Genomic DNA, 24,211 nt, shown 5'->3' on the forward strand with positions numbered 1-24,211 from the left:
CGCTACCGCCCGGTGAAGTTGTCGTCCGGCCACGGAGAATGGGCTGATGCGCTGGACCGTGCTCGACTCACCGATCGGGGAGTTCTCCGTCGCCACCGACGCGACAGACGTCTGCGGGACGCACTTCGGGCGGGTCGAGGGAGCCGCCGACGAGCCGGAGCACGACCTCGCCCGGCAGGCGGTCGCCGAGCTGCGGGCGTACTTCGCCGGGGAGCTCACCGACTTCACCGTGCCGATCCGGATCCCGCGCGGCTCCGATTTCGAGCGGGCGGTGTGGCGGGAGATGGTCGGCATCCCCTACGGCGAGACGCTGACCTACGGCGAGGTCGCCCATCGGGTCGGCGACCCCGGCGCGGCCCGGGCCGTCGGGGTCGCCTGCAACCGGAACCCGGTCCCGGTGATCGTGCCGTGCCACCGCATCGTCGGCGCCGGCGGGAAACTGGTCGGCTTCGGCGGCGGGCTCGACCGCAAGGTGCACCTGCTGGAGCTGGAGGCCCGGATCGCGCTGCAACGCGCCTGGTCCTGACCGGCCGCGGCGGGCACCACCGCCCTGGTGCCGGCACACCGCCGGCGGATCGAACTGAGCCGGCATCCGCGGAGGCCGGGCTCTTCCGGCCCGGCCGTCGCGGGGAGGCCCGGATGCAGCGAGGGCCGGGTCCGTGTGGACCCGGCCCTCGCTGCGTTGCTGCGGTCAGCGCGTCAGCGCTCGACCTCACCGGCGATGAACGCCTCCACGGCCGCGTGCGCGTCGTGGTCGGCGTACTGCACCGGCGGGGACTTCATGAAGTACGAGGAGGCCGAGAGGATCGGGCCGGCGATCTTCCGGTCCAGCGCGATCTTCGCGGCCCGGACCGCGTCGATGATGACGCCGGCCGAGTTCGGGGAGTCCCACACCTCGAGCTTGAGCTCGGCGTTCAGGGGGGTGTCGCCGAAGGAGCGGCCCTCCAGGCGGATGTACGCCCACTTGCGGTCGTCCAGCCACGGCACGTGGTCCGACGGGCCGATGTGCACGTCGCTCTTCTGCATCTCGTGCGGGATCTGGGAGGTCACCGACTGGGTCTTCGAGATCTTCTTCGAGACCAGGCGGTTGCGCTCCAGCATGTTCATGAAGTCCATGTTGCCGCCGAAGTTGAGCTGGTACGTGCGCAGCAGCTCGACACCGCGGTCCTCGAAGAGCTTCGCCAGCGCGCGGTGCACGATGGTGGCGCCCACCTGGCTCTTGATGTCGTCGCCGACGATCGGCAGACCGGCGTCGGTGAACTTCTGCGCCCACTCCGGGTCGGAGGCGATGAAGACCGGCAGGGCGTTCACGAACGCGCAGCCGGCGTCGATCGCGGCCTGGGCGTAGAACTTGTCGGCCTGCTCGGAGCCGACCGGCAGGTAGGAGACCACGACGTCGACCTGCGCGTCGCGCAGCGCCTGCGCCACGTCGACCGGGGTGGCGTCCGACTCCTGGACGATCTCGCGGTAGTACACGCCCAGACCGTCGAACGTCGGGCCGCGCTGCACGGTGACGCCGGTCGGCGGCACGTCGCAGAGCTTGATGGTGTTGTTCTCGCTGGCGACGATCGCCTCCGCGAGGTCCATGCCCACCTTCTTGGCGTCCACGTCGAACGCCGCGACGAACTCCACGTCGGAGATGTGGTAGTCGCCGAAGGTGACGTGCATGAGACCCGGGACGCGGTCGTTCGGGTCGGCGTTCCGGTAGTACTCGACGCCCTGCACGAGGGACGAGGCGCAGTTACCCACACCGACGATGGCGACGCGGACGGAGCCCATAGCGTCTGCCTCCTTCTTCTTCATCACGGCCGCTCTTTCCTGGACTCTCCAGGCGGGGGCGGGCTGATCTCTTCTCGTCGGCCGCCGGCCGTCCCGGTTCGCGGGACCGTCGGGGCACGGCCGGAGCGCTCGTTGGCGATGAGCTCCTCCAGCCAGCGGACCTCGCGCTCACAGGCATCAAGTCCGTGGCGCTGCAGTTCCAGGGTGTACGCGTCGAGGCGCTCGGCCGCCCGGGCCAGCACGTCACGAAGACCCTCGCGACGCTCCTCGATCTTGCGGCGGCGACCCTCCAGGATTCGTAGGCGGGTCGCCTGGTCGGTCCGGGCGAAGAACGCGAAGTGCACGCCGAAGCCCGTGTCGTCGTACGTCTCGGGCCCCGTCTGTGCGATGAGCTGGGCGAAGCGTTCCTTGCCCTCGGCGGTGATTTTGTAGACCACCCGACCGCGTCGGCTGGTCAGCGCGGGAATCTCCTCGGTGGTGGCGGGCGCCTCCGCAGCCTCGGTGATCCAGCCCGCCGCCTGCAACCGGCGCAGGGTCGGGTAGAGCGAGCCGTAGCTGATCGCTGCCCGGATTGCGCCGAGCTTGGCGGCCAACTCCTTGCGTAGCTCGTAGCCGTGCATCGGAGACTCCTGCAGCAGGCCGAGGATGGCGAGCTCGAGCACGGGCCATCCTCTCTTACCCCCTGCGCGGAGTGACAACCGCCGCGATGTATCGGACCGATACATCGCACGTTAGTCGCTCGCCCCGATCAGGGCAAATCCCGAATTCGGGGTCCCTCAACTACGGATAGTGACCCCGGTCGCCTCGGTCGGCCGGAGCGCGTACCCTTCTCCGCATGCGTACGCAGCGCCAGGTCGTCGACTACTCGCTCCGGAAGCGAGCGGTGCTGCGTGAGCTCCTGGCCGGCCGGGTCGGCACGTACGACGTCTGCGACGCCTCGCCGTACCTCAAGAACGCAGCTCGGTTCCACGGTGAGCCGACCGACGAGCGCTGCCCGATCTGCCGGAGCGAGAACCTCATCCACGTCCACTACATTTACGGCGACGAACTCAAGCAGTCAGCCGGCCAAGCCCGCACACTGGCGGAGCTGCCGGTGCTGGCGATGACGCTACGTGAGTTCGAGGTGTTTGTGGTGGAGGTGTGCCTCGGCTGTGACTGGAACCATCTCGTCGAGCAGTACCTGCTCGGCCGGGACGGCCTGGCCGAGGGCGGGTCGGAGACCGACGCGGTGGGTGGCGACGCCTCCGGCCCGGTGCACCGAAGGCGAGAGGCCCAACGGTGAGTCCACACCGGTCGCCCGGTCCCGGCGTCGCACAGGATCGCCGGGGTGGACGACGGTGAATGGTCCGATAGGCCCGATTGATCGGGTAACGACGTCACGCGTCCGGCACGTACGTGCCCTGGATACGCGTGAATCAGCTCACGGCAACCCGGTGGTGGCGCAGTGGTGCCCCACCGCGACCGGCAGGGTGTGAGGAATGAACTCGTACGGCGATCCCAGTTCGCGCGGGCGGGCACAGATCCCGAATCCGAGCGGAGGCTCCGGGCGGGGAGCGGACGACGTGTACCGGCGGCCCGGTGAGGACGCGCGCGGCGACGGCTGGTCGGCGCAGGAGGCGCCCGCCTCGCCCGGACGGGCATCGGTGACGCCACGCGGCACGAGCTCGGGCGGGCGGGCCTCCGTCTCGCCCCGGGGCGGTGCCTCGGGCGCGGCGTCCGTCGGCTCGGCCTCGGCCGGCTCGGCGTCGGTTGGTTCGGCCTCGACAGGTCGCGCCGGACGCGCCTCGGTTCCGGTCTCGCCGGCACCGGGTGGTGCGTCCGGTCGCGCGGGCGCCGGCCGGGCCTCGGTTCCGGTCTCCCCGGCCGGGCCGGCGGGTCGTGCCACCGTCGGCGCCGCAGCCGTCGGCGCGGCCTCCGCGGGGCGAGCGAGCGTGGGGTCGGCGTCGGTCGGCGGCCGGGCCTCGGTGGCTCGGGCCAGCGTCCCGGGCGCGGGTGGCCCGGGCGGCCCGGGCGGGCCCACCGGCCCGCGGCGCGGCCGCGGCGCGGGTGACTCGGCCGCCGCGGCGCGGGCGAAGAAGCGCAAGCGGATGAACATCGTCATCGCCGGGTTCGCGGTGCTCATCATGCTCGCCGGCATCGGCGTCGTGGGGTTCACCTACTACTCGACCAACGTGGTGCTGCCCGAGGCGCTGAACCCGCCGCAGGCGACCACCCTCTACGACTCCACCGGCAAGACGATCATCGCGAAGGTGGGCCAGGAGAACCGCACCCTGGTCACCATCGACCAGATCCCGAAGTACGTGCAGGACGCCGTGGCCGCGGCCGAGGACCGGAACTTCTACCGGCACTCCGGTGTGGACTACAAGGGCATCGCCCGCGCCGCGTGGAACAACTTCACCGGCGGCGACAAGCAGGGCGCCTCGACGATCACCCAGCAGTACGCGCGCAACGCCTACGACAACCTGAAGGACGACACGTACGCCCGGAAGGTGAAGGAGGCGATCTTCGCCTCCAAGCTCAACGATCAGTTCTCGAAAGAGAAGATCATGGAGCACTACCTCAACGTGATCTACTTCGGCCGGGGCGCGTACGGCATCGAGGCGGCGGCCCAGACCTACTTCGGCAAGTCGGTCAGCAAGGTCACCCCGGCCGAGGGCGCCGTGCTGGCGGCACTGATCAAGCAGCCGGAGCCGAGCGCCACGCACAAGGGCTACGACCCGGCGATCAACGAGGTCGACGCCAAGGGCCGCTGGGACTACGTCATCAAGGGCATGGTCGAGGAGGGCTGGCTCAACGCCCCGGGCAAGGAGCCGGCGCCGACCGAGTACCCCACTAAGACCCTCAAGCCGCCGAAGAAGGGTGGCGTCGGCGTCGACTTCGGCGTCAACACCCCGTACGGCAACGTGATCAACTATGTCCGGCAGGAGATGCGGGAGAAGGGGATCTGCGTCGAGGACGAGGCCTCCGTGACGGACGCCAAGCCGCTCTGCTCGCAGGCGCTGATGTCCGGGGGCTACCGGATCCGTACCTCCATCGACACCAAGATGCAGCAGGCCGCGCTCGAGGTCGCCCAGCGGAAGACCAAGGGCTCGGAGCTCGCCGGCCAGCCGTCCAACCTGATGGCCGCGGTCGTGGCCGTCAACCCGAAGAACGGCCGGGTGCTCGCCTACTACGGCGGTGACACGGGCGTCGGCACCGACTACGCCGGCAAGAACACCGACACCATGGGCAACGTGACGGGCGGCCACTCGCCCGGCTCCAGCTTCAAGATCTACACGCTGGCGGCGGCGCTCAAGGCGGGCAAGTCCCTCCAGTCGCGCTGGAAGGGTAGGGGCTTCACGCCCGAGGGCGTGGAGTTCAAGGTCAGCAACGCGGGCAACGACAACCCGAGCTGCGGGAACTCCTGCACCCTGCGGGAGTCCACGCTGATGTCGCTCAACGTGCCGTTCTACTACGTCACCCAGGACATCAAGCCGGAGAAGGTCATCGAGATGGCCCGGGACGCCGGCATCACCACGATGTGGCGGACCGACACCAGCCCGCAGAAGCCGTACGATCTGGTCAAGTCCGACCCGGAGGACATCGCGCCGTCGCCGTTCTTCCACGTGCTCGGCTACGGTCAGTACCCGATCACCGTGCTGGACCACGCCAACGGCATCGCCACCTTCGCCAACGGCGGCGTCTACAACAAGGCGCACTTCCTCGTCTCCGTCCAGCAGCAGGACGACAACGGGAAGTGGAAGACGATCAGTGGCGAGAAGCTCGATCCGAAGCGGCGGATCGACAAGGACGTCGTGGCCGACGTGACCTCCGTCCTGGAGGACTACCCGGCCCGGACGCACCACGAGCTCGCCGACGGCCGGAAGGCGGCACAGAAGACCGGTACCTGGGAGCAGAAGGCGGACAGCCCGGAGAACGGCGACGCCTGGATGGTGGGCTACACCCCGCAGGTCGCCACGGCGGTCTGGGTCGGCAACGTGAAGGACCGCAAGGCGCTGAAGACGAAGGACGGCACCCGGATCAGCGGTGGCGGTCTGCCCGGTGAGATCTGGGAACGGTTCATGAATAAAGCGCTGAAGGGCCAGGAAAAGCTGGACTTCCCGCCGGCGGCGAACATCGGTGACAAGGAGTCCGGCAACGGCGAGATGCCGGCACCGCCGCCGACCCCGCCGGACCAGCCGTGCAACGACCCGTTCGGTGTGCTCTGCCCGCCCAACGGCGGCGGCAACCCCGGGGGCGGCAATCCTGGCGGCGGCAACCCCGGTGGGGGTAACCCCGGCGGGAATCCCCTCTTCCCCGGCGGTGGCGGCCGCGGTGCTGGGCTGCTACCGAGCACACCCCCGGATCGCTTCTGACCCGACCTGACGCCGCCGGCGGCCGGACCTCTGTCCGGCCGCCGGCGGCATTTCAGCAAGCGTGAGGCGGACGCGAGAGGGCTGCCCGGGGGATGCCTGAATGCGGCGGCGCTGCGGGCCGGGCGCGCGAGCGGCGTCCCGACGCCGGATGAACTACAGCGCAGGTGGGGCATACGGCAGGATGCCTCCTTATGAGCACCCAGTCGACGCCCGGCCTCGGCGATGCCGGCACCAGCGACCACCCGTCCCGCTCCGACGGGTTCGTCCGTGGGGTCTCCGGGCTTATCGGCGGCCCGCTGGGCGACCACGCCGTGGCCCTCGACCGCCCCGCCGGCCGGGAACGGCGCTTCTGGACGGCGGCCCGGATCGTCCTGGCCCTCGCCTGCCTCACCCTGGCGCTGCACTGGGTGCAGAAGTCCCCGTGCCAGGACGGCGCCTGGCAGAACAACGTGCAGTACACCCGCTTCTGCTACACCGACGTGCTCGCCCTCTACTACGCCGAGGGGCTGAACGAGGGGAAGGTGCCCTACCGCGACCACCCGGTCGAGTACCCGGTGCTGACCGGGTACTTCATGGGCGCGCTCGGGCTGCCGGTGCACGCCCTCGGCCAGGACGACCCCGGCATCAACCAGGGTCAGTGGTTCTACAACCTCAACGCGCTGGTGCTCGGCGCACTCGCCGTGGCCACGGTCGCGGTGATCCTGGCACTGCGCCGCCGACGACCCTGGGACGCCGCGCTCTTCGCGCTGGCGCCGGCGCTGCTGCTCACCGCCACGGTGAACTGGGACCTGCTCGCGATCGGTCTCGCCGCGTTCGGTCTGCTGGCCTGGGCGAGGCGAAGGCCGGTGCTGGCCGGCGCGCTGCTCGGGCTCGCCGGCGCGGCGAAGCTCTGGCCGCTCTTCCTGCTCGGCCCGATCCTGGTGCTAGCCGCCCGCGCGAACCGGCTACGTGCCGCGCTCAGCGCAGTCAGCGCCGCCGTGGTGGCGGCGGTCGCGGTGAACCTGCCGGCCGCCGTGCCGTACTGGGAGAACTGGGACCGCTTCTTCGAGCTGAACAGCACCCGGGCCATCGACTGGGGGACCCTCTGGTACATCGGCCGCTACCTCGACGGGAAGGTCGACGGCCAGGGCCCGTTCGACTGGTTGAACGCCAACATCCCCACCCTCAACCTGCTCTCGTACGCCCTCTTCGGGCTGGCCTGCCTCGGGGTCGCCGCGCTGGCCCTGTTGGCGCCGCGCCGTCCGCGGTTGGCCGCGCTCGCGTTCCTGGTGGTCGCCGCCTTCCTGATCTTCAGCAAGGTCTGGTCCCAGCAGTTCGTGCTCTGGCTGCTGCCGCTCGCCGTGCTCGCCCGGCCCCGCTGGGGAGCCTTCCTGGCCTGGCAGCTCGCCGAGGTCTGCTACTTCGCGGCGTTCTACGGCGAGCTGCTCGGTGCCTCCACCGGGCGGGCGGTCTTCCCGGAGGGCGTGTTCGTCTTCGCCGCCACCCTGCGGCTGGTCACCGTGGTGGTGCTCTGCGGGCTGATCGTGCGCGACATCCTGCGCCCGGAGCGTGACGCGGTCCGGGCCACCTACGCCGACGATCCGGACGGCGGGGTGCTCGACGGAGCCCCCGACGCCCCGTGGTTGGACCGGTGGCGGCGGCGCGACACGCTGCCGGCCGAACCGCTACCGGTGGCCGGCTGACCCGCGTCGGGACGCCGCCGGGGGCGCGCGGCTCGCGTACCCCCGGCGGGTCATCCGTCAGAGGCCGCCCGGCACGAACGCGACGGCGTCCGCGCCTGTCGTCTTCTGCGACGATCCCGAGCGCTCGCGGGAAGATTCACCTCACCCGGCACCGTGTCACCACGACCGGATCACCGCACCATCACTGCGTGGGGAGCCCGGTCGGTAGCCCCGTGGGCAGGTTCGTGGGGAGCCCGGTGGGCAGGTTCGTGGGGAGCCCGGTGGGCAGGTTCGTGGGCAGCCCGGTCGGCAGGTTGGTGGGTAGTCCGGCCTGGTCCGACTGGGTCGGTTGCGGCTGGGGTGCGGCGCCCGGCTCCTCCGGAAAGAGCCGGTAGACCACCGCGTCGCCCATCTCCTCGCGGGTGATGCCGAGGAGGTCCACGGGGCTGTCGACGGTCATCTCCCACGGTGTGCCGGGGAGCTGGTCGCGCAGCAGCACCACGTTGCGTACGCCCAGCGTGCGCAGGTAGTCGACGCTGGTCTGGTCGGGGAACGTCTGGGTCACCCGCCGGACGTCGTCCAGCTGGCGGGGGGTGAAGCCACTGCCGCCGTTCACGACGTCCTGGAAGTGCGTGGTGGACCAGAGCATCACGTGCTGGTCGAGGCTCTGGTTGCTCGGCAGGACGAGCATCGGACCGTCGACCAGGCGCATCGCGGCCGGCTGAACCGGAGCCACCGGGTGCGGCGTGGTGTTCAGCCCCTCGACCGCCACCAGCAGCAACGGCAGCACGGCGGCCAGCCGCAACCACGGGCCCGGCCAGGAGGGGATCCGCTGCCGGGCGAGCTCGTACACCCGGTCGGTGAAGGCCGTGACCGCACCCGCCGCCAGCAGGCAGAGCAGCAGCGTCACCCAGAGCATCAGTCGACCCGGCGTACGCAGGCCGTTCCAGCCGGGCAGGTGCTCGAAGAGCGGTATGTAGGTCCAGGTGCCGCCGAAGAAGCGGGTGCCCATGGCGAGCACCATCGTGACCAGCACCCCGGCGAGCAGCGCCAGGCGGTGCCGCAGCTTCCAGACCGAGAAGAAGAGTCCGCCCGCGGCCAGGGCGTAGAGCACGAACCCGGGCAGCAGCGTCATCTCCGGGTGCCAGGGCAGCGCCGCCCGCGCACCCTCGTGCAGCCCACCCCAGATCCGCGACTCGGCCGGCGCGGTCACGAACCCGGAGGCGGGCGGGGAGAAGAGGCCGATGTCGCCGATCGACCGTTCCGCGTGGGGGTGCAGCTCGGTCACCTTGAAGTAGGGGATCGCCATCAGCACGCCGACACCGGCGAAGAGCGCACCGCCGACCAGGTCGGCGACGAGCAGCCGGATCCCGAACGGCCGCCGGACCGCCCAGAACCAGGTCCGCCGGACGTACCAGGTGATGGCCGCGACGATCACCGCACCACCGAGGAAGTACGCGAACGGCAGGCCGATGCCGAAGCCGAGACTCAGTTGCCAGGCAGCCACGAGCCAACCGGCGTAGACCCAACCGTCGTGCCGCAGCTCGGGCCGGTACCCGTGCCGCAGCGACCAGCCGTGCCCACGGGCCAGCATGGCGAGCGCCAGCGGGATGCCGCCGTTGGAGAGCACGTGCAGGTGCCCGGCCTGGGACAGCAGCCACGGGGCGTACGCGAAGGCCACCCCGGCCACCGCCGCGCCCATGCGCCCCGAGCCGAGCTGCCGCGCCAGCGCGTACGCCCCGAACGTGGCGAGCGCGTGCGCCAGCACGAACATGATGTTGTAGCGGAGGACGGCGGCCTCGGGGCCCGTACCGATCATGCCCGCCGGGGCGTAGCCGAGGAGCGTGTCGGAGAACGCGAAGCTCCACAGTTCCGGGAAGAAGCTGTTGGACTGCCAGAGCTGGGCCGGGTTGGCCAGCAGGATGTGCCCGGACCAGGCCATCTGCCAGGCCTGCAGGCTCGGGTCCCAGGTGTCCTGCGGCATCGTGTAGCGCGGGTAGCGCAGCGTCGGCCACGTCATCAGCACCGCGAGGACGAGCGACCCGAGCGCCGCCAGGGTCCACTCGTGGATCAGGAACCGGCCGACCGCGCGGCCCACCCGGCGGGGGCGACTCAGGGTCGGTTCGGGAGCGGGGCCGAAGGCCGTCCACGGGTCCTTGGCCTCCTCAGCCTCGCCGCCGGCCTTGTCCGCGCTCGCCTTCTGGTCCGGGTCGGCCTTTTGGCCCGCGCCGGCCTTGTCCGCGCTCGCCTTCTGGTCCGGGTCGGCCTCCTGGCCCGCGTCCGCCGTGTCCGCGCCCGCCTGCTGCTTCGCGCCTACGAGGGCGACCTTCCCGGCCGGCTGGTCGTCCGGTCCGCCACCGGCGCCGGAGTCCGTTTCCGTCCTGTCGCCGCCGGCAGTGCTGCCCGGTCCGCTCGTCCCGGCGCCGGCCGCGCCGCTCGTGCCGGTCTCGTCACCGGCCGCCCTGCCGGTTCCGCCGGTTGATCCGTTGCCGTTGCTCACGGCGGGCTCCGGGAGGCCGACGCTCATCGCGCCGACCCGGTCGGTTCCGTCGACGGTCTGGTCATCGCTGCCGGTTGAGTCCGCTCGGCGGTTCGTCCCCCCGTCGTCGACCGCCGGGTGCGGCGCCGAGCCGCTGGTGGATCGTTGGCTGTCGCCGGTCGGCGCGGGCGCGCCACCGGTCTCCGACTGTCCGGTCGTCATGCCGCAGGGCGCTCCGTCCCGAGCTGCTCACGAAGGAAGGCGATGTCGTCCGCCTGGCCGGCCACCCCGCCGGGGGTCTCGACGACCACCGGCGCCCCGGCCGCCCGGATCACCGCCACCACGAGGTCGGGGTCGATGGTGCCACCCCCGAGGTTGTCGTGCCGGTCCTGCCCGGAGCCGAAGCCACCCTTGGAGTTGTTGGCGTGCACCAGGTCGATCCGCCCGGTGATCGCCTTGACCCGGTCGACCAGGCCCAGCAGCTCTTCACCGCCGGCGTGGGCGTGGCAGGTGTCCAGGCAGAAGCCCACCTCGTAGTCGCCGACGGCGTCCCAGAGCCGGGCCAGCGCGTCGAGCCGCCGCGCGCACGCGTTCTCGCCGCCGGCCGTGTTCTCGATCAGCACCGGCACCTGGAACCCGCCCGAGTCGGCGGCGTACGCGAAGGTCTTGCGCCAGTTGTCGAAGCCGACCGCCAGGTCGTCGCCGGCGTTGACGTGCCCGCCGTGCACGACGAGCCCCTTCGCGCCGACGGTGGCGGCGGCGGTGGCGTGGGCGAGCAGCAGCTTGCGGCTGGGGATCCGGATCCGGTTGTTGAGGGTCGCCACGTTGATGACGTACGGCGCGTGCACGTAGACGTCGACCTCGGCGCCGCGTAGCTGCTCGGCGTCCTCTCGGGACTTGGGGGCCTTCCATCCCTGGGGGTCGGAGAGGAAGAACTGCACGGCGTCGGCCTCTCGGGCGGACGCCTCCGCGAGCGGGTCGGTCGAATCGACGTGGGCTCCGATACGCATGAAGGCGAGCCTACGTCGAGGCTCCGACGGGTGGAATCACGGCGGAGCGAGTAGCTGTCGCACGTCGTCACCCGTGCGTCCGGCGGTCGTTGATGAGGTGGGAGGGAGGTTCGTGATCCCGCCGCCTGACTCGCCGGCGTCGCCGCTGTCGGAGCGGGACCGCGACCGTCCGTCGTCCCTGATCCGGGGCTCCCTCGCCGCGCGGCCCGGCGTGGCGAGGGTGTGCCCCGCAGGGAGGGAGGCACCGGAAGATTCGGGGAAATTATGCCAATCCCCCCAACAAGTGACGAGAGCCGTTGTATCGTCAGGTAACAACACGATAAAGCTCCGCGGGGCGTCTCCGGTCCAACCTCATCGGTGTGGTCGTTCCTCCCCAGGTCCCACCCAAGGAATGCGGACGGGACGTCCCGCGGCCTCTTCGACGGGGGTCCGCTGCCGGCCAGGTGCTCGGCGCGGGCCCCCGTCGCCGTCCGCTTCGGGTGCTCACCGCGCGGGTGGCCGGCCGGGCGCTCGCGGCACGGTCCGGTCCGTCGTCGAGCCGGGTGCGGGCCGGTGACGACTCGCGGGCTCGACCGCCGGACGGCCACCCCGGGCATGATCGTCCAGACCGGGTATCCTGGTCCGGTTGTCCGCGTCCGGGCGGGTCCCCCCGACTCCGGCGCGGTCCACGACGCACGACCTCCTGCCACGGAAGGACCGTGGCCGCTTAGCCCACAGGAGGTGAGCACGTCTTGCGTCATTACGAGATCATGGTGATCCTCGACCCCAGCCTCGAGGAGCGCACCGTCGCCCCGTCGCTCGACACGTACCTGAACGTGATCCGGACCGCGGGTGGCTCGGTGGAGAAGACCGACGTGTGGGGCCGCCGGCGCCTCGCGTACGAGATCAACAAGAAGGCCGAGGGCATCTACGCCGTCATCGACCTGCAGGCGACGCCTGCGGCGGTGGCCGAGCTGGACCGTCAGCTGCGACTCAACGAGTCCGTGCTGCGCACCAAGGTCATCCGGCCGGAAATGCGCTGAGCGCATCCAACCCGGTTCGCCCGGATCAGCCTCATCCACGCTGTCGTACGGCTCTGGGAGCCTGTACGACGAGACGATGAGTGCGCGAGGAGATGGTCATGGCAGGAGACACCACCATCACGGTCATCGGCAACCTGACCGATGACCCCGAGTTGCGGTTCACCCCCTCCGGGGCGGCGGTCGCCAAGTTCCGCGTCGCCTCGACGCCCCGGTTCATGGATCGGGCGTCCGGCGAGTGGAAGGACGGCGAGCCGCTGTTCCTCGCTTGCACCGTCTGGCGCCAGGCCGCCGAGCACGTCGCCGAGTCGCTCCAGCGGGGCGCCCGGGTGATCGTGTCGGGCCGGCTGCGGCAGCGGTCCTACGAGACCCGCGAGGGCGAGAAGCGCACCGTCATCGAGCTCGAGGTCGACGAGATCGGCCCGTCGCTGCGCTACGCCACGGCGAAGGTGCAGAAGATGGCCCGCTCCGGCGGCAGCGGCGGCGGCTTCGGCGGCGGTGGTGGCGGTGGCCAGGGTGGCGGTGGAGGCAACTTCGACGACCCCTGGGCTTCGGCCGCGCCCGCCCCCTCGCGTTCCGGTTCGGGCGGCGGATCTTTTGACGAGGAGCCCCCGTTCTAATGGCGCCGAGCGCCCGTGATCGCAAACCAGGAGCAAGAGCAATGGCCAAGGCTGCGGCACTTCGCAAGCCGAAGAAGAAGGTGAACCCGCTCGACAAGGACGGGATCACCTACATCGACTACAAGGACACCGCGCTGCTGCGGAAGTTCATCTCCGACCGCGGCAAGATCCGCGCTCGGCGGGTGACCGGCGTGACCTCGCAGCAGCAGCGGCAGATCGCCCGTGCGGTCAAGAACGCCCGTGAGATGGCGCTCCTGCCGTACACGGCCACCACCCGCTGAGAGGAGGCGCCGAAATGAAGATCATCCTTACCCAGGAGGTTTCCGGCCTCGGTGCCCCTGGCGACATCGTCGAGGTGAAGAACGGCTTCGGCCGTAACTACCTGCTGCCGCAGGGCTTCGCGATCGCCTGGACCAAGGGCGCGGAGAAGCAGGTCACCCTGATCAAGCGGGCCCGTTCGGCCCGGGAGATCCGCGACCTCGGCCACGCCAACGAGGTGAAGGGCCAGCTCGAAGGCCTGAAGGTGAGCCTCAAGGCCCGTGCCGGTGACGGCGGACGGCTCTTCGGCTCGGTCACCCCGGCCGAGATCGTCGACGCGGTCAAGGCCGCCGGTGGCCCGGTCCTCGACCGGCGTCGCCTGGAGATGCCCGGCCACATCAAGTCGACCGGCGCCTACCCGGTGCGGATCAAGCTGCACCCGGAGGTCACGGCGTCGTTCAACCTGAACGTCGTCGCGTCCTGAAGCGCCACGCACCAGGCCAGGGCCCGCACCGAGCGATCGGTGCGGGCCCTGGCCCTTTTCGAAGCGTTGGCGGGTCCGGTGGGCGCGTACCCGGCGGGCCACGGCCCGTCATCGCGACGAACGCCGCGGCGACACGGGACAGTCCGGGAGCGGCTGCACGGTCCGGCGGGCGCGTACCCCGCTGGGGATCGAGCCCGGCCGGTCAGCCGATCGGCTGACCCGTCACGACGCTGATCAAGACCGTCGAGAGGCCGCCACCGACCACCGCCGCCGCGAGCGCGATCGTCGTGGCGCGCCACGTCGTACCGACCTTGCGCAGCAGAGCCGCGACCACGAGGCTGCTCGCCAGCGCCACCCCGAAACGGGGTGCGCCGGCGAGCAGTGAGCCGAGCGCGTGGGCCCGGGCGGAGTCGCAGCCACCACCGGTGATGTCGGTGACGCAGCCCGCCGGTGGCCGCGCGTCGAGCGTCAGCAGCCACGCGAGGACCAGCGCGGCCGGAATCAGGTAGCAGGCCGCGGTGTAGAGCAGCGACCGGATCGTCCCCCCGGGATCCGGGTCGAGCAGGTCGTCCTCGAGTCGCCGCGCCCAGGTGCCCGACGACGCGATCGGATCGACCCGCCGGCGCGTCGGCGTACGGCCCGTGCCCCGGGGCGCGCCGATGGGATCGCTGCGCCGCCGGCTCGGCCCGTACGCGCCCGGCGCGCTCCGCGGGCGCGGCGTCGGATACGTCACCGCGGGTGAGCGCGGCGCGGACGTCGTCGGATCCATCCAGCGCGGATCGTCCCCCGCCAGCCGCGTCCCCGCCCAGAAACCCTCGTCCTCCCCGGACCGGCCCGCTTCCCCCACGGCGGCCGGTCGGGACCGAGGCGGCATCGCCCGGCTCCACCCGTCGGCGTCCCGGTTCCACTCGCCGGTGTGGTCGGGCTCCTCCCAGCGGCCGGCGACCTCCGACCGTTCCCACTGGCCGGTGTCGTTCCACCGGTCGGCGCCGCCCACCGTCGGCCAGACGTGCACCCCCGAGGCGTCCCACGGGTCCACCTCGACGGCCTTCGGCGCGGCGTGCGGCCCGGAGGCGTCCCACGGATCCACCGCCGGCGGGTACGTCGGATCGGCCTCGTCCGCCCGCTCCCACGGGTCGGCCGCGGGTCCGGGCTCCTCCGTAGCCCACCGCGCCCGCCGGGGGGGCCGCTCCCGCTTCGGCGGGGCGGCGGGCTCCTCCGACGGCTCCTCGCCCCCGGACCAGATGACCTGGGGCCGCCCGGCGGAGGACCGACGAGGTCGGCGCGCCACGACCGAGCCGGAGGTCGGCGCGTCCTCCGCCGGGTCGGCCCGCCGGCTGCCCACGTACCCCTGCTCCTGCGGGCGGTCGAACGTCCACTCCGCGGTGTGTTCCGACACCGGGCCGGTGGCCGTCGACGACCCCTCCCGCCAGCCGCCGGTCGGGTCGGCGGCGCGCCGACCGCCGCCGGGGTTCGGCCGGAGCGCCTCGTCGTCGTCCGGCGCGGCGTGCCGCCCGCCGCCGTCGGCCCGGCGGATCCCGGAATCGACAGCCCAGCCCGGCAGGTAGGCGTCGACGGGCTCGTCCTGCCCTCGGTCACGGGGGCGGCGACGGCTCGGCGTGCGCGACCGCGCGTCGGAACGGTAGGGGTCGACTGGGTCGGGCGCGACGGCGTCGTCCCACGAGGCGATCGGCTCACGCGCGCGCGGGCTGCTCTCCCCGCGTCCCCAGTCCCGGTAACTCACGGCCGGAGCGTGACCCTTCTCAACCGTCGGCGCAAGGCGCTGCGCAGGTGTAGCCGTCCGGTGGAGATAGTACGGGACGGAGGAGGGCCCGATCCGACCGAAAACTTGTCATCCACAGCCTGGGGATCGCAAAAGCCCAGCTCACAGCGGGTGGCCCGGTGAATTCCCCAACGCTTGTCCACAGCCTGTGCACACCCTGCGCACATCTCTGCCCACCGGCGTCCACAGGTTGTCCCGAGGCTCGTCCACCGCCGGTGTTGAGTCGCTGACCTCGGGTTCCGTATGGTTGGCCCCCGACCCGTCCGCGCGATGACCCCCGATCGCCCGGCCCGGTCGGCAGGGAGTGTCGCACCCGGACGGAAAGCGCGGGGGCGAGGATCCGACGCAGCGGAGGGGGGACCGTGTCGGTCACCGACGACATGCGGGCGGAGTCGCGCGCCGGAGGGCCACCGCAGGTGCCCGCCCAGCAGAGCGGCCAGTTCGAACGCACCCCGCCCCAGGACATCGCGGCCGAGCAGTGCGTCATCGGCGGCATGCTGCTCTCCAAGGACGCCATCGCCGACGTCGTCGAGATCCTCAAGAGCAACGACTTCTACCGGCCCGTGCACGCCACCATCTTCGACGCCATCCTCGACATCTACGGCCGGGGCGAGCCGGCCGACGGCATCACCGTGGCGGCCGCGCTGGCAGACTCGGGCGATCTCGCCCGGATCGGCGGCGCCCCCTACCTGCACACCTGCATGGCGGCCGTGCCGACGGCGGCGAACGCCGCCTACTACGCCCGGATCGTGAGCGAGCGGGCGGTCCTGCGCCGGCTGGTCGAGGCCGGCACCAAGATCGTGCAGCTCGGCTACGGCACCGCCCAGGGTGGCAGCCGGGAGGTCGACGACATCGTCGACCTCGCCCAGCAGGCGGTCTACGACGTCACCGAACGCCGGGTCACCGAGGACTTCGCCGTCCTGGCCGACATGCTGCAGCCGACCCTGGACGAGATCGAGGCGGTCGGCGCGCAGGGCGGGGTGATGACCGGTGTGCCCACCGGCTTCACCGACCTGGACCGGCTGCTCAACGGCCTGCACGGCGGCCAATTGATCATCGTTGCCGGGCGGCCCGGTCTGGGCAAGTCGACGGCGAGTATGGACTTCGCCCGGAATGCGGCCATCCGCGCCAACCAGGCGTCCGCCATCTTCTCGCTGGAGATGAGCAAGGTCGAGATCGTCATGCGCCTGCTCTCGGCCGAGGCGCGCGTACCGCTGCACGTGCTCCGCAGCGGCCAGCTCTCCGACGACGACTGGACCAAGCTCGCCCGCTGCATGGGCGAGATCAGTGAGGCCCCGCTCTTCGTCGACGACACGCCGAGCATGAACCTCATGGAGATCCGGGCCAAGGCTCGCCGGCTCAAGCAGCGGCACGACCTCAAGCTGATCGTCGTCGACTATCTCCAGCTGATGACCTCGCCGAAACGCACCGAGAGCCGGCAGCAGGAGGTGGCGGACCTGTCCCGTGGCCTCAAGCTGCTGGCCAAGGAGGTCGAGTGCCCGGTGATCGCGGTCAGCCAGCTCAACCGTGGCCCGGAGCAGCGTACGGACAAGCGACCACAGCTCTCCGACCTTCGTGAGTCCGGCTCGATCGAGCAGGATGCGGACGTCGTCATCCTGCTGCACCGCGACGACTACTACGACAAGGAGTCGCCGCGGGCGGGCGAGGCCGACTTCATCGTCGCGAAGCACCGGAACGGGCCGACCGACACGGTGACCGTCGCGGCCCAGCTGCACCTGTCGCGCTTCGTCGACATGGCGATCGTCTGAGCGGCGGTCCCGCCCGGGTCAGCCGAGCAGGGGGAAGCGGGACGCGACCTCGGCCAGCTCCGACCGGTCCCGCTCGCTGAGCGGAAGGCGGCCGGCCGCCTTCAGCAGGAATTCGTGCTCGTCCCACCTCGCCGGACGTACCGCGTCGTCGAGCAGGCCGTCCATCGTGCCGGTGGCGACGCGCACGGCGCGCGGGCCCGGCAGCGGCGCGTCCGGAAGCTCCAGCACCAGGTCGAGGTGGTGGACGACCGCCTCGGTCGTCAGGGTGGCGAGGAGGTCGGGTACGCGCAGCACGAGACCCTGGGTGGTGACGTACCCCGACGGGTCGGCCGCGGCGGCGGCGCGGGCGGCGGCCGGTGCGGTGTCGCACCAGACCTCGACCAGGCCGGCGGGGCGGTCGAAGGCGGCGGCGGACCGGCGGATCCAGCGGGCGTGCCGCGCCTCGGCGTCGCCGCCGCTCCACGGGCTCGCCCGCCAGTAGCTCACCTGGTCCACGTCGGCCGGACCGTCGGCCGGGCTGGCCAGCGCCACCAGGGCCCGCTGCACGTCGCAGAGCACGTGCAGGAGCAGGTCGTCGACGAGCCAGCCCCGGCACCGCGTCGGCCGTCGCAGGTCGTCGTCGGAGCGGCCGGCGACGGTCGCCGGATAAGGCTTGAATCCGGACTCATCGTATGTTGGGCGACAAAATAAGCATGTGAGGCACCTTTTCCGCGCCGGGCCGCCGGTGCCGACCGAGGAAACTCATCGGACCACGCCGTTCGAAGTGTTCTTCGACCTGGTTTTCGTGTTCGCCTTCATCCGGGTGGCGACGTTCACGGCACAGGCGCCGATGCCACTCGGGCTGGCGCACAGCCTTGTGCTCCTGCTGCTGCTGTGGTGGCCGTTCACCAACTACACCTGGTTGACCAACCAGGTCCGCGCCGACGTCGGCCTGGTCCGCGCCGGAAACTCCGTTGTGATGGCCGCCATGTTCGTGGCCGCCCTAGTTCTGCCCGAGGCGTGGCGGCACGACACCCAGTCACTGGCCGCGCCCATGACTCTGGCCCTCGTCTACATCCTCATCCGGGCGGTATATCTGGCCCTCGTCTGGCACATATCGGCCGGTAACGCGCGGCTACGCGCGTCGCTGCGCCTCCGGGTCATCCCGGTCTCGGTGGGCTTGATCGCGCTGCTGCTCGGCGCGGTGTTCGGCGGCGCCACGCAGACGCTGCTGTGGGCCGCGGCGTTCCTCATCGACTGCATCGGCGGCCTACTCATCGCGGTGTCTGCCGGACGCGCCCCCTTGCCCAGCTCCAGCCATTTCGCCGAGCGGCACGGCCTGATAGTGATCATTGCTCTGGGCGAGTCTCTGATCTCGGTGGGCGTCGGCGCCGGATCGGCCGTCACTCGTTGGCCGGTCCTGGCCGCCGCGCTGCTCGCCCTGATCACGGCGCTGGCCCTGTGGTGGCTGTACTTCGAAAACACTGCCGCACCTGCCGCGAAAGCCCTGGCGCGGATCCCCGTTGCGAGCCGGACTTCGACCGGTAGCGTCGCCTACAGCTTGGCTCACTTCCTGCTCATCGCCGGGATCATCTACCTGGCCATCGGCATCGAGGTGGTCGTCGCCCACGTGGCCGACCACCCGCTCCGAGAGCCCGCTGGGAACCCGTTGGACTGGACTTCGACCACGACGCTGTTCGGCGGCCCCGCTCTCTACCTCATTGGCCGGGTCCTGTTCCTTCGACTCACCGTCCGGCACACCCCACCCGCCCCGATCCTCGCGGCCGGCACCATGCTCGCGCTGCTACCCGTCGCCCGACACCTTCCCGCCCTCGCTGCCCTCGCCCTGGTCGCCATCATCATGATCGCCCTGGTCTGCTATGAACGGATCAGTTGGCGGCCAACCGCAGCGGCGAGATGACCACGCATCCAGGCCTGTCGAACGAGGCGATCCATTCGCCGTTCCACCCTCGTCCCGCCAGCCCTGCGCCACCAGGCGATCGTGCCGTCGGACCGGACGACGCAACGATGGGGACCTACCACGGCGGCCCGCCGCCATCGCGCCCTGGTGGACCTTGAGAGCGCCGAATGACCCGCGCACACCCGGTCATCCACCCTCACGGTCACGTGACTCTGCGACGGCGGCGATCGAACCGCGGTCCTACCCGCGCAGACAACCTTCGAAGGCCAGGGTCTCCGCCTCCAACGCCGTCCGGTCGTCGGATCGCCGGAGCAGATCCGTTCCCTGGTACCCGCCCTTCTCGATGACGAGGCGCTTGTTCGAGGCTCCGGATGCCGCGTGGAGTTCCCGGACCTGCTTCTCGACCGCACCGTTCATGCCACCGGGTGCGACGACGAGCGGCGACGGCGCGGTGATCGTCCGTACCGGGCAGAACACCTAGTCGAGCAGCTCGTCGATGGTGATGGGCAGGGAACGGATCCGCTTGCCCGTCGCGTGGTGGACGGCGTTCGCGATCGCCGCGGCCGTGCCCGGCAGGCCGACCTCGCCGACGCCCTTGGTACCGACCGGCGTCAGCCGATCCGGCTCGCCCACGAACGTGACGTCGATCTCGCCGATGTCCGCGTTGACCGCCACCAGGTAGTCGCCGAGGTTGGCGTTCGCGATGCGACCGGTCCGCGGGTCGGTGACGGTCTCCTCGAGGATCGCCTGGCCGATCCCGCCGACCGTCGCGCCGATGATCTGGCTGCGCGCCAGCTTCTCGTTGAGGATCCGGCCGCCGTCGACGACGGAGACGACCCGCGGCACCCGCAGCAGACCGAGCTCCGGGTCGACGTGCACCTCGACGAACTTCGCCGCGAACGCGCCGGCCGGGGCCAAGCCGACCTCCTGGGGGTCCGGCGGGTCGCTGACTCCGTCGGCGGTCAGCTCGTCTAGCCCGTGTCGGGCCAGGATGGCCACGAAGCTCTCGCCGAGCTTGCCGTCGGCCCGGTGGTGGATCCGTCCGCCGCTCACCGTGACGTCGTCGATGGTGCAGCCCCGCAGCGGTGACGCCGAATCGTTCACGACGGTCCTCAGGAACGCCCGGATGAGTTCCCGGCAGGCGGCGTGCACGGCGTTCCCCAACGCCCCGGTCAGCCCGGACCCGCCGGCCTGCGGCGACCAGGGCATGTCCGAGTCGCCGAGATCGAAGCGGACCTGGTCCAGCTCCAGCCCGAGCAGCTCGGCCGAGAGCTGCCGCATCACGGTGTAGGTGCCGGTGCCGATGTCCGTGGCGGCGCTGCGGACGTAGGCCGTGCCGTCACGGCCGACCGTCGCACGCGCCTCGCAGTGCACCTGCCACCACAGGTAGCTCACCCCGGCCACGCCGTAGCCGACGAGCCACCGGCCGTCGCGCATCGCCCCGATCCGCCGGTCGCGGCGGGACCAGCCGAACCGCTCCGCGCCCACCTGGTAGCACTCCCGCAGCGCCTTGCTGGACCAGGGCAGACCGAACTGGGGCTGAACCTCCGCGTAGTTGCGCAGCCGCAGGTCGAGCGGGTCCATGTCGAGCAGGTAGGAGAGCTCGTCGAGGGCCGACTCCAGGGCGAAGTTGGCCTGCGCCTCGCCCGGGGCCCGCATCGACCCGGGGCAGGGGATGTTGAGCCGCCGCTGGCGGTCGCGGGTGGTCACGTTCGGGCAGGCGTACGCGCTGGCGCTGGCCGAGGCGACCGGCTCCATGTTCTCGTCGTCCATGGCGACCGTCTGGAGCGCCTCGTGCTCGATCGCCACGAGCCGGCCGTCGCGGGCGGCGCCGAGCCGCAGGCTCTGCACCGTGTTCGGCCGGTGCCCGACACCGGTGAACATCTCCGGACGGGAGAGCACCAGCTTCACGGGCCGACCGACCGTACGCGCCGCCATCACCGCGAGGACGACGTGCGGCCACACCCGGAGTCCGGAACCGAACGCCCCGCCCACGTACTTCGCGTGGACGCGCACCGCCGACTCGGGCACGCCGAACATCTGCGCGAGGGTCTGACAGGTGTTCGAGGTCCACTGGGTGGCGTCGTGCACGGTGAGCCGGCCGCCGCTCCACTGCGCCACCGTCGCGAAGAGCCCGAGCGGGTTGTTGGTGTTCTCCGCGGTGACGTACGTGGCCTCGTGCACGACCTCGGCCGCGGCCAGCGCGCCGGCGGAGTCGCCCCGCGCCGAGTCCATCCCGAACGGGTCGGTCCGCACCTCCCCGGCCGGGTCCTCGATCCGCAGGACGGGCTCTTCACGCTCGTACTCGACGGTGACGGCGCGCGCCGCGGCGCTCGCCTGGTACGGCTTCTCGGCGACCACCACCGCCAGGTACTGCCCGTGGTGCCGGACCCGGTCGTCCTGCAGCGGTGGCGGCGGCGTCGGTCCCAGGTTGGTCGCCGGTCCGGTGGCGAGACGGGGCGCGTTGTGATGGGTGAGGACGGCCAGCACACCGGGCAGCTGCTCGGCCGCGCCGGTGTCGAGCCGGGTGACGCGCCCGGCGGCGATCGTGCTGCGGACCAGCGCGACGTGCGCCATGCCGGGCAGGTCGATGTCCGAGGAGTACGGGGCGGCGCCCGCGACCTTGAGCGGCCCGTCGACCCGGTCCACTCCGGCGCCGACGATCACGGGTCGGGTCATGGTCATGCCTCGCCGCCTCCCAGCTCTGCCAGGGCGCGCACGATCGTCCGGCGGGCGAGCTCGGGTTTGAACGCGGTCCCCGGCACGGTGAAGGGGTCGCGAAGCTCCGCCTCCGCCGCCGCGCGGTAGGTCTGCACCGTCGCCGGTGCGCCGGTCAGGATCTGCTCGGCCGCGCGCGCCCGCCACGGGATCGTCCCGACCCCGCCGAGGCCGAGCCGGGCCTCGGTGACGGTACCGCCCTGGACGGTCAGGGCGGCGGCGACCGAGACGAGGGCGAACTCGTAGGAGGCCCGGTCGCGTACCTTCAGGTAGCCGGAGCGGGTGGCCGCCGGCGGCAACGGGATCTCGATCCCGGTGACGAGGTCACCGTGCCGCAGCACGGTCTCGATGTCCGGGCGGTCGCCGGGGAGGACGTAGAACTCGGTAAGCGGTATCCGCCGTTCGCCCTCGATCCCGCGTACCCGCACCACGGTGTCGAGCGCCACCAGCGGCACGCACAGGTCGGAGGCGTGCAGCGCGATGCAGGTCTCGCCGGCGCCGAGGATGGCGTGCATGCGGGCGCCGGCTCCCGTGATGGCGGCGCAGCCGGTCGACGGGGTGCGCTTGTTGCAGTCCGGCACCGTCGGGTCCCGGAAGTACCGGCAGCGGGTGCGTTGCAGCAGGTTCCCGCCGATGGTGGCCATGTTGCGCAGCTGGGTCGACGCGCCGGCCAGCAGGGCGGCCCGGACGAAGGGCAGCCGTCCGGCGACGGTGGGGTCGGCGGCCAGCTCCTCCATAGTGGTCAGCGCGCCGACCCGGAGGGTCCGGTCGTCGGCGGTGATCCCGCGCAGCGGCAACCGGGTGATGTCGACGACCCGCTCGGGTTCGAGGATGCCGTCCTTGAGCATCAGGTCGACCTGCGTGGTCCCGCCGGCGAGGTACTGGGCGGCCGGGTCGGCGCTCACCATTGCCACGGCCGCGCCGACGTCGTCCGCCCGGACGTACTCGAAGGCTCGCACGGTCACCGCGCTCCCTCTCCGGCGACCTCGCGGATCGCGGCGACGATGTTCGGGTACGCCCCGCAGCGGCAGATGTTGCCGCTCATGAACTCGCGTATCTCGTCGTCGGTCCCGGTCCGCCCCTCGCGCAGCAGAGCGACCGCCGACATGATCTGCCCCGGCGTGCAGTAGCCGCACTGGAACCCGTCGTGGCGTAGGAACGCCTCCTGGAGCGGATGCAGTCGCCCGTCCGCCGACAGTCCTTCGATGGTGGACACCTGCCGCCCCTCGCACTGCGCGGCGAGGGTCAGGCAGGACAGCACCCGTCTGTCGTCGACGAGTACTGTGCACGCGCCGCAGGCGCCCTGGTCGCAGCCCTTCTTGGTGCCGTACAACCCGAGTTCGTCGCGCAGCGCGTCGAGCAGGGTGACGCGGCTGTCGAGCCGTAGCTCGTGTTCCGCGCCGTTCACGCTGAGGGTCAGCCGGACGGTGCCGGGGTCGGGCGGGGGGTGGTGAGGGTCCTGGCTCATCTGCCCTCCGCTCCCGGTCGCCGGCCGTCCTGTTTGACGTATTTTCTCCTCTTCTGAGGTCGCGCGGGTGGAGATCCGCGAAAGTCCGGCGAAGGCGGGCAGGGCGTGGACGGCGCGCGTCGCCGGGCCCGCGCGGCACAGCTCGGCGGTGCGCGGCGCTCGGCGTCCACCGCGCCGCCGGCGACGTCCGGCGGTCAGGCGACCCCGGCGGTCAGGCGACGCGCGGCGCGGGCACGATGGGCAGCCGGCCACGCTGCGCCGGCCCGGTCGCGTGGCCGTGCCGCGCGACGTCGCCGGGCGGCACGGTGGCGCCGGCCACCACCGGGGCTCTCGGGTCGGTGCGGTCCGGCGGTCCGGCGTCGGCCGGCGCGCCGGCCGACGCCATCCCGGTCAGCAGCGACAGCAGCCGCGGCAGGTCGCCTCGGGGCATCCGGAACGACGCCCGGCAGACACCGCCGCCCCACAGGGATAGCACCACCGCCTCCCGCTCGGGGTGGTAGCGGACCCGCATCGACCGGTCCTCGCCTCGCGTGTCGGCGAACAGGTCACCGAGGCTGGGCATCGGTAGTACCTCTCCCATGGCAACCAGAATGCAACACTCCGCTCACCCAGCGGTAGATCAGATCCGGCGGAACGGCTCCGCGTACGCGAACTCGCCTCGGATCGATGTGTCCCAACCGCTGAGTGGACGGGCCATGAAGTAGCGCGGACCCCACTCGGGCACCGGTGGGGTCACGCCCTGTTCGACCGCGGGACGGAAGCCGAAGCGTGGGTAGTACCCGGGGTGGCCGAGGAGCACCACCAGGCCCTCGTCGCGGGCGTCCGCCGCACCGAGCACCGCGTGCATCAGCGCGGACCCCACCCCGCGGCGTTGCCACTGCGGCAGTACGCCTGTCTCTTATATACAT

The 24,211-nt window shown here is 71.6% G+C and carries 20 protein-coding genes and 2 pseudogenes; 10 read left to right on the plus strand and 12 right to left on the minus strand.

The features are described from left to right. Positions 1-46 precede the first annotated feature (46 nt). On the plus strand, positions 47-526 hold the full coding sequence (locus E1211_RS02790) for a methylated-DNA--[protein]-cysteine S-methyltransferase (protein WP_132345040.1): 480 nt from the start codon (positions 47-49) through the stop codon (positions 524-526). Positions 527-699: 173 nt separating this feature from the next. Here the strand turns inward: E1211_RS02790 and E1211_RS02795 are convergent, their stop codons facing one another. Together E1211_RS02795 and E1211_RS02800 are read right to left on the minus strand one after the other, a co-directional pair. Then, positions 700-1,779, minus strand: a complete 1,080-nt coding sequence (locus E1211_RS02795) for an inositol-3-phosphate synthase (RefSeq protein WP_132345042.1) — start codon at positions 1,777-1,779, stop codon at positions 700-702. Between the two features lie 23 nt (positions 1,780-1,802). Then, positions 1,803-2,441, minus strand: a complete 639-nt coding sequence (locus E1211_RS02800) for a PadR family transcriptional regulator (protein WP_132345044.1) — start codon at positions 2,439-2,441, stop codon at positions 1,803-1,805. Between the two features lie 173 nt (positions 2,442-2,614). On the opposite strand from E1211_RS02800, the gene E1211_RS02805 reads away from it, so the two are divergent. The 3 genes from E1211_RS02805 (at position 2,615) to E1211_RS02815 (ending at position 7,816) form a co-directional block, all read left to right on the plus strand. After that, a complete protein-coding gene (locus tag E1211_RS02805; RefSeq protein WP_132345046.1) occupies positions 2,615-3,061 on the plus strand; it encodes a DUF5318 domain-containing protein in 447 nt (148 codons plus the stop codon). Between the two features lie 196 nt (positions 3,062-3,257). Further along, positions 3,258-6,134 carry a transglycosylase domain-containing protein gene (locus tag E1211_RS02810; RefSeq protein WP_132345048.1) on the plus strand — a complete coding sequence of 959 codons (2,877 nt, stop codon included), beginning with the start codon at positions 3,258-3,260 and terminating at the stop codon, positions 6,132-6,134. A 191-nt stretch (positions 6,135-6,325) separates the two neighbouring features. Continuing rightward, positions 6,326-7,816, plus strand: a complete 1,491-nt coding sequence (locus E1211_RS02815; protein ID WP_132345050.1) for a glycosyltransferase family 87 protein — start codon at positions 6,326-6,328, stop codon at positions 7,814-7,816. Positions 7,817-8,180: 364 nt separating this feature from the next. On the opposite strand, the pseudogene E1211_RS02820 reads toward E1211_RS02815, so the two are convergent. Both E1211_RS02820 and E1211_RS02825 read right to left on the minus strand, forming a co-directional pair. Further along, positions 8,181-10,322, minus strand: a pseudogene (locus tag E1211_RS02820) (hypothetical protein); the annotation flags it as partial. Positions 10,323-10,492: 170 nt separating this feature from the next. After that, entirely contained in the window at positions 10,493-11,284 is a 792-nt protein-coding gene (locus tag E1211_RS02825) for a deoxyribonuclease IV (RefSeq protein WP_132345052.1), read from the minus strand. Between the two features lie 731 nt (positions 11,285-12,015). Between E1211_RS02825 and rpsF the strand changes: the two genes are divergently transcribed. From rpsF to rplI, 4 genes are all read left to right on the plus strand, one after another. Next, positions 12,016-12,306, plus strand: coding sequence for a 30S ribosomal protein S6 (gene rpsF / locus E1211_RS02830; RefSeq protein ID WP_076468436.1), 291 nt, complete (start codon positions 12,016-12,018; stop codon positions 12,304-12,306). A gap of 80 nt (positions 12,307-12,386) precedes the next feature. Then, entirely contained in the window at positions 12,387-12,923 is a 537-nt protein-coding gene (locus tag E1211_RS02835; protein ID WP_187398745.1) for a single-stranded DNA-binding protein, read from the plus strand. 41 nt (positions 12,924-12,964) lie between these two features. After that, a complete protein-coding gene (gene rpsR / locus E1211_RS02840) occupies positions 12,965-13,204 on the plus strand; it encodes a 30S ribosomal protein S18 (protein ID WP_013289355.1) in 240 nt (79 codons plus the stop codon). 14 nt (positions 13,205-13,218) lie between these two features. Beyond that, a complete protein-coding gene (rplI, locus tag E1211_RS02845) occupies positions 13,219-13,665 on the plus strand; it encodes a 50S ribosomal protein L9 (protein WP_132345054.1) in 447 nt (148 codons plus the stop codon). Positions 13,666-13,867: 202 nt separating this feature from the next. Here the strand turns inward: rplI and E1211_RS02850 are convergent, their stop codons facing one another. After that, a complete protein-coding gene (locus tag E1211_RS02850; RefSeq protein WP_132345056.1) occupies positions 13,868-15,409 on the minus strand; it encodes a hypothetical protein in 1,542 nt (513 codons plus the stop codon). A 401-nt stretch (positions 15,410-15,810) separates the two neighbouring features. Between E1211_RS02850 and dnaB the strand changes: the two genes are divergently transcribed. Beyond that, positions 15,811-17,217, plus strand: a complete 1,407-nt coding sequence (dnaB, locus tag E1211_RS02855; RefSeq protein ID WP_132345058.1) for a replicative DNA helicase — start codon at positions 15,811-15,813, stop codon at positions 17,215-17,217. 18 nt (positions 17,218-17,235) lie between these two features. Here the strand turns inward: dnaB and E1211_RS02860 are convergent. Further along, positions 17,236-17,847: pseudogene (locus tag E1211_RS02860) on the minus strand (maleylpyruvate isomerase N-terminal domain-containing protein); the annotation flags it as partial. Positions 17,848-17,941: 94 nt separating this feature from the next. On the opposite strand from E1211_RS02860, the gene E1211_RS02865 reads away from it, so the two are divergent. Then, entirely contained in the window at positions 17,942-19,117 is a 1,176-nt protein-coding gene (locus tag E1211_RS02865) for a low temperature requirement protein A (RefSeq protein WP_256371302.1), read from the plus strand. 240 nt (positions 19,118-19,357) lie between these two features. Here E1211_RS02865 and E1211_RS02870 read toward each other — a convergent pair whose 3' ends face one another. From E1211_RS02870 to E1211_RS02895, 6 genes are all read right to left on the minus strand, one after another. Beyond that, complete coding sequence (locus tag E1211_RS02870) at positions 19,358-19,594, minus strand: hypothetical protein (protein ID WP_132345064.1); 237 nt, start codon at positions 19,592-19,594, stop codon at positions 19,358-19,360. Further along, on the minus strand, positions 19,595-21,802 hold the full coding sequence (locus tag E1211_RS02875) for a xanthine dehydrogenase family protein molybdopterin-binding subunit (protein ID WP_132345066.1): 2,208 nt from the start codon (positions 21,800-21,802) through the stop codon (positions 19,595-19,597). Continuing rightward, positions 21,799-22,800 carry a xanthine dehydrogenase family protein subunit M gene (locus tag E1211_RS02880; RefSeq protein ID WP_243709308.1) on the minus strand — a complete coding sequence of 334 codons (1,002 nt, stop codon included), beginning with the start codon at positions 22,798-22,800 and terminating at the stop codon, positions 21,799-21,801. Before E1211_RS02880 ends, E1211_RS02875 begins: the two co-directional genes overlap by 4 nt. Beyond that, complete coding sequence (locus E1211_RS02885) at positions 22,797-23,303, minus strand: (2Fe-2S)-binding protein (protein ID WP_132345068.1); 507 nt, start codon at positions 23,301-23,303, stop codon at positions 22,797-22,799. The genes E1211_RS02880 and E1211_RS02885 overlap by 4 nt, the downstream gene beginning before the upstream one ends. A gap of 211 nt (positions 23,304-23,514) precedes the next feature. Then, positions 23,515-23,883 (minus strand): hypothetical protein, encoded by a 369-nt coding sequence (locus tag E1211_RS02890; protein WP_132345070.1) that lies wholly within the window; start codon positions 23,881-23,883, stop codon positions 23,515-23,517. A gap of 39 nt (positions 23,884-23,922) precedes the next feature. Beyond that, complete coding sequence (locus E1211_RS02895) at positions 23,923-24,189, minus strand: GNAT family N-acetyltransferase (RefSeq protein ID WP_371686118.1); 267 nt, start codon at positions 24,187-24,189, stop codon at positions 23,923-23,925. Positions 24,190-24,211 lie beyond the last annotated feature (22 nt).

Origin of the sequence: Micromonospora sp. 15K316 (assembly GCF_004348525.1) — a bacterium.
GTDB lineage: Bacteria > Actinomycetota > Actinomycetes > Mycobacteriales > Micromonosporaceae > Micromonospora.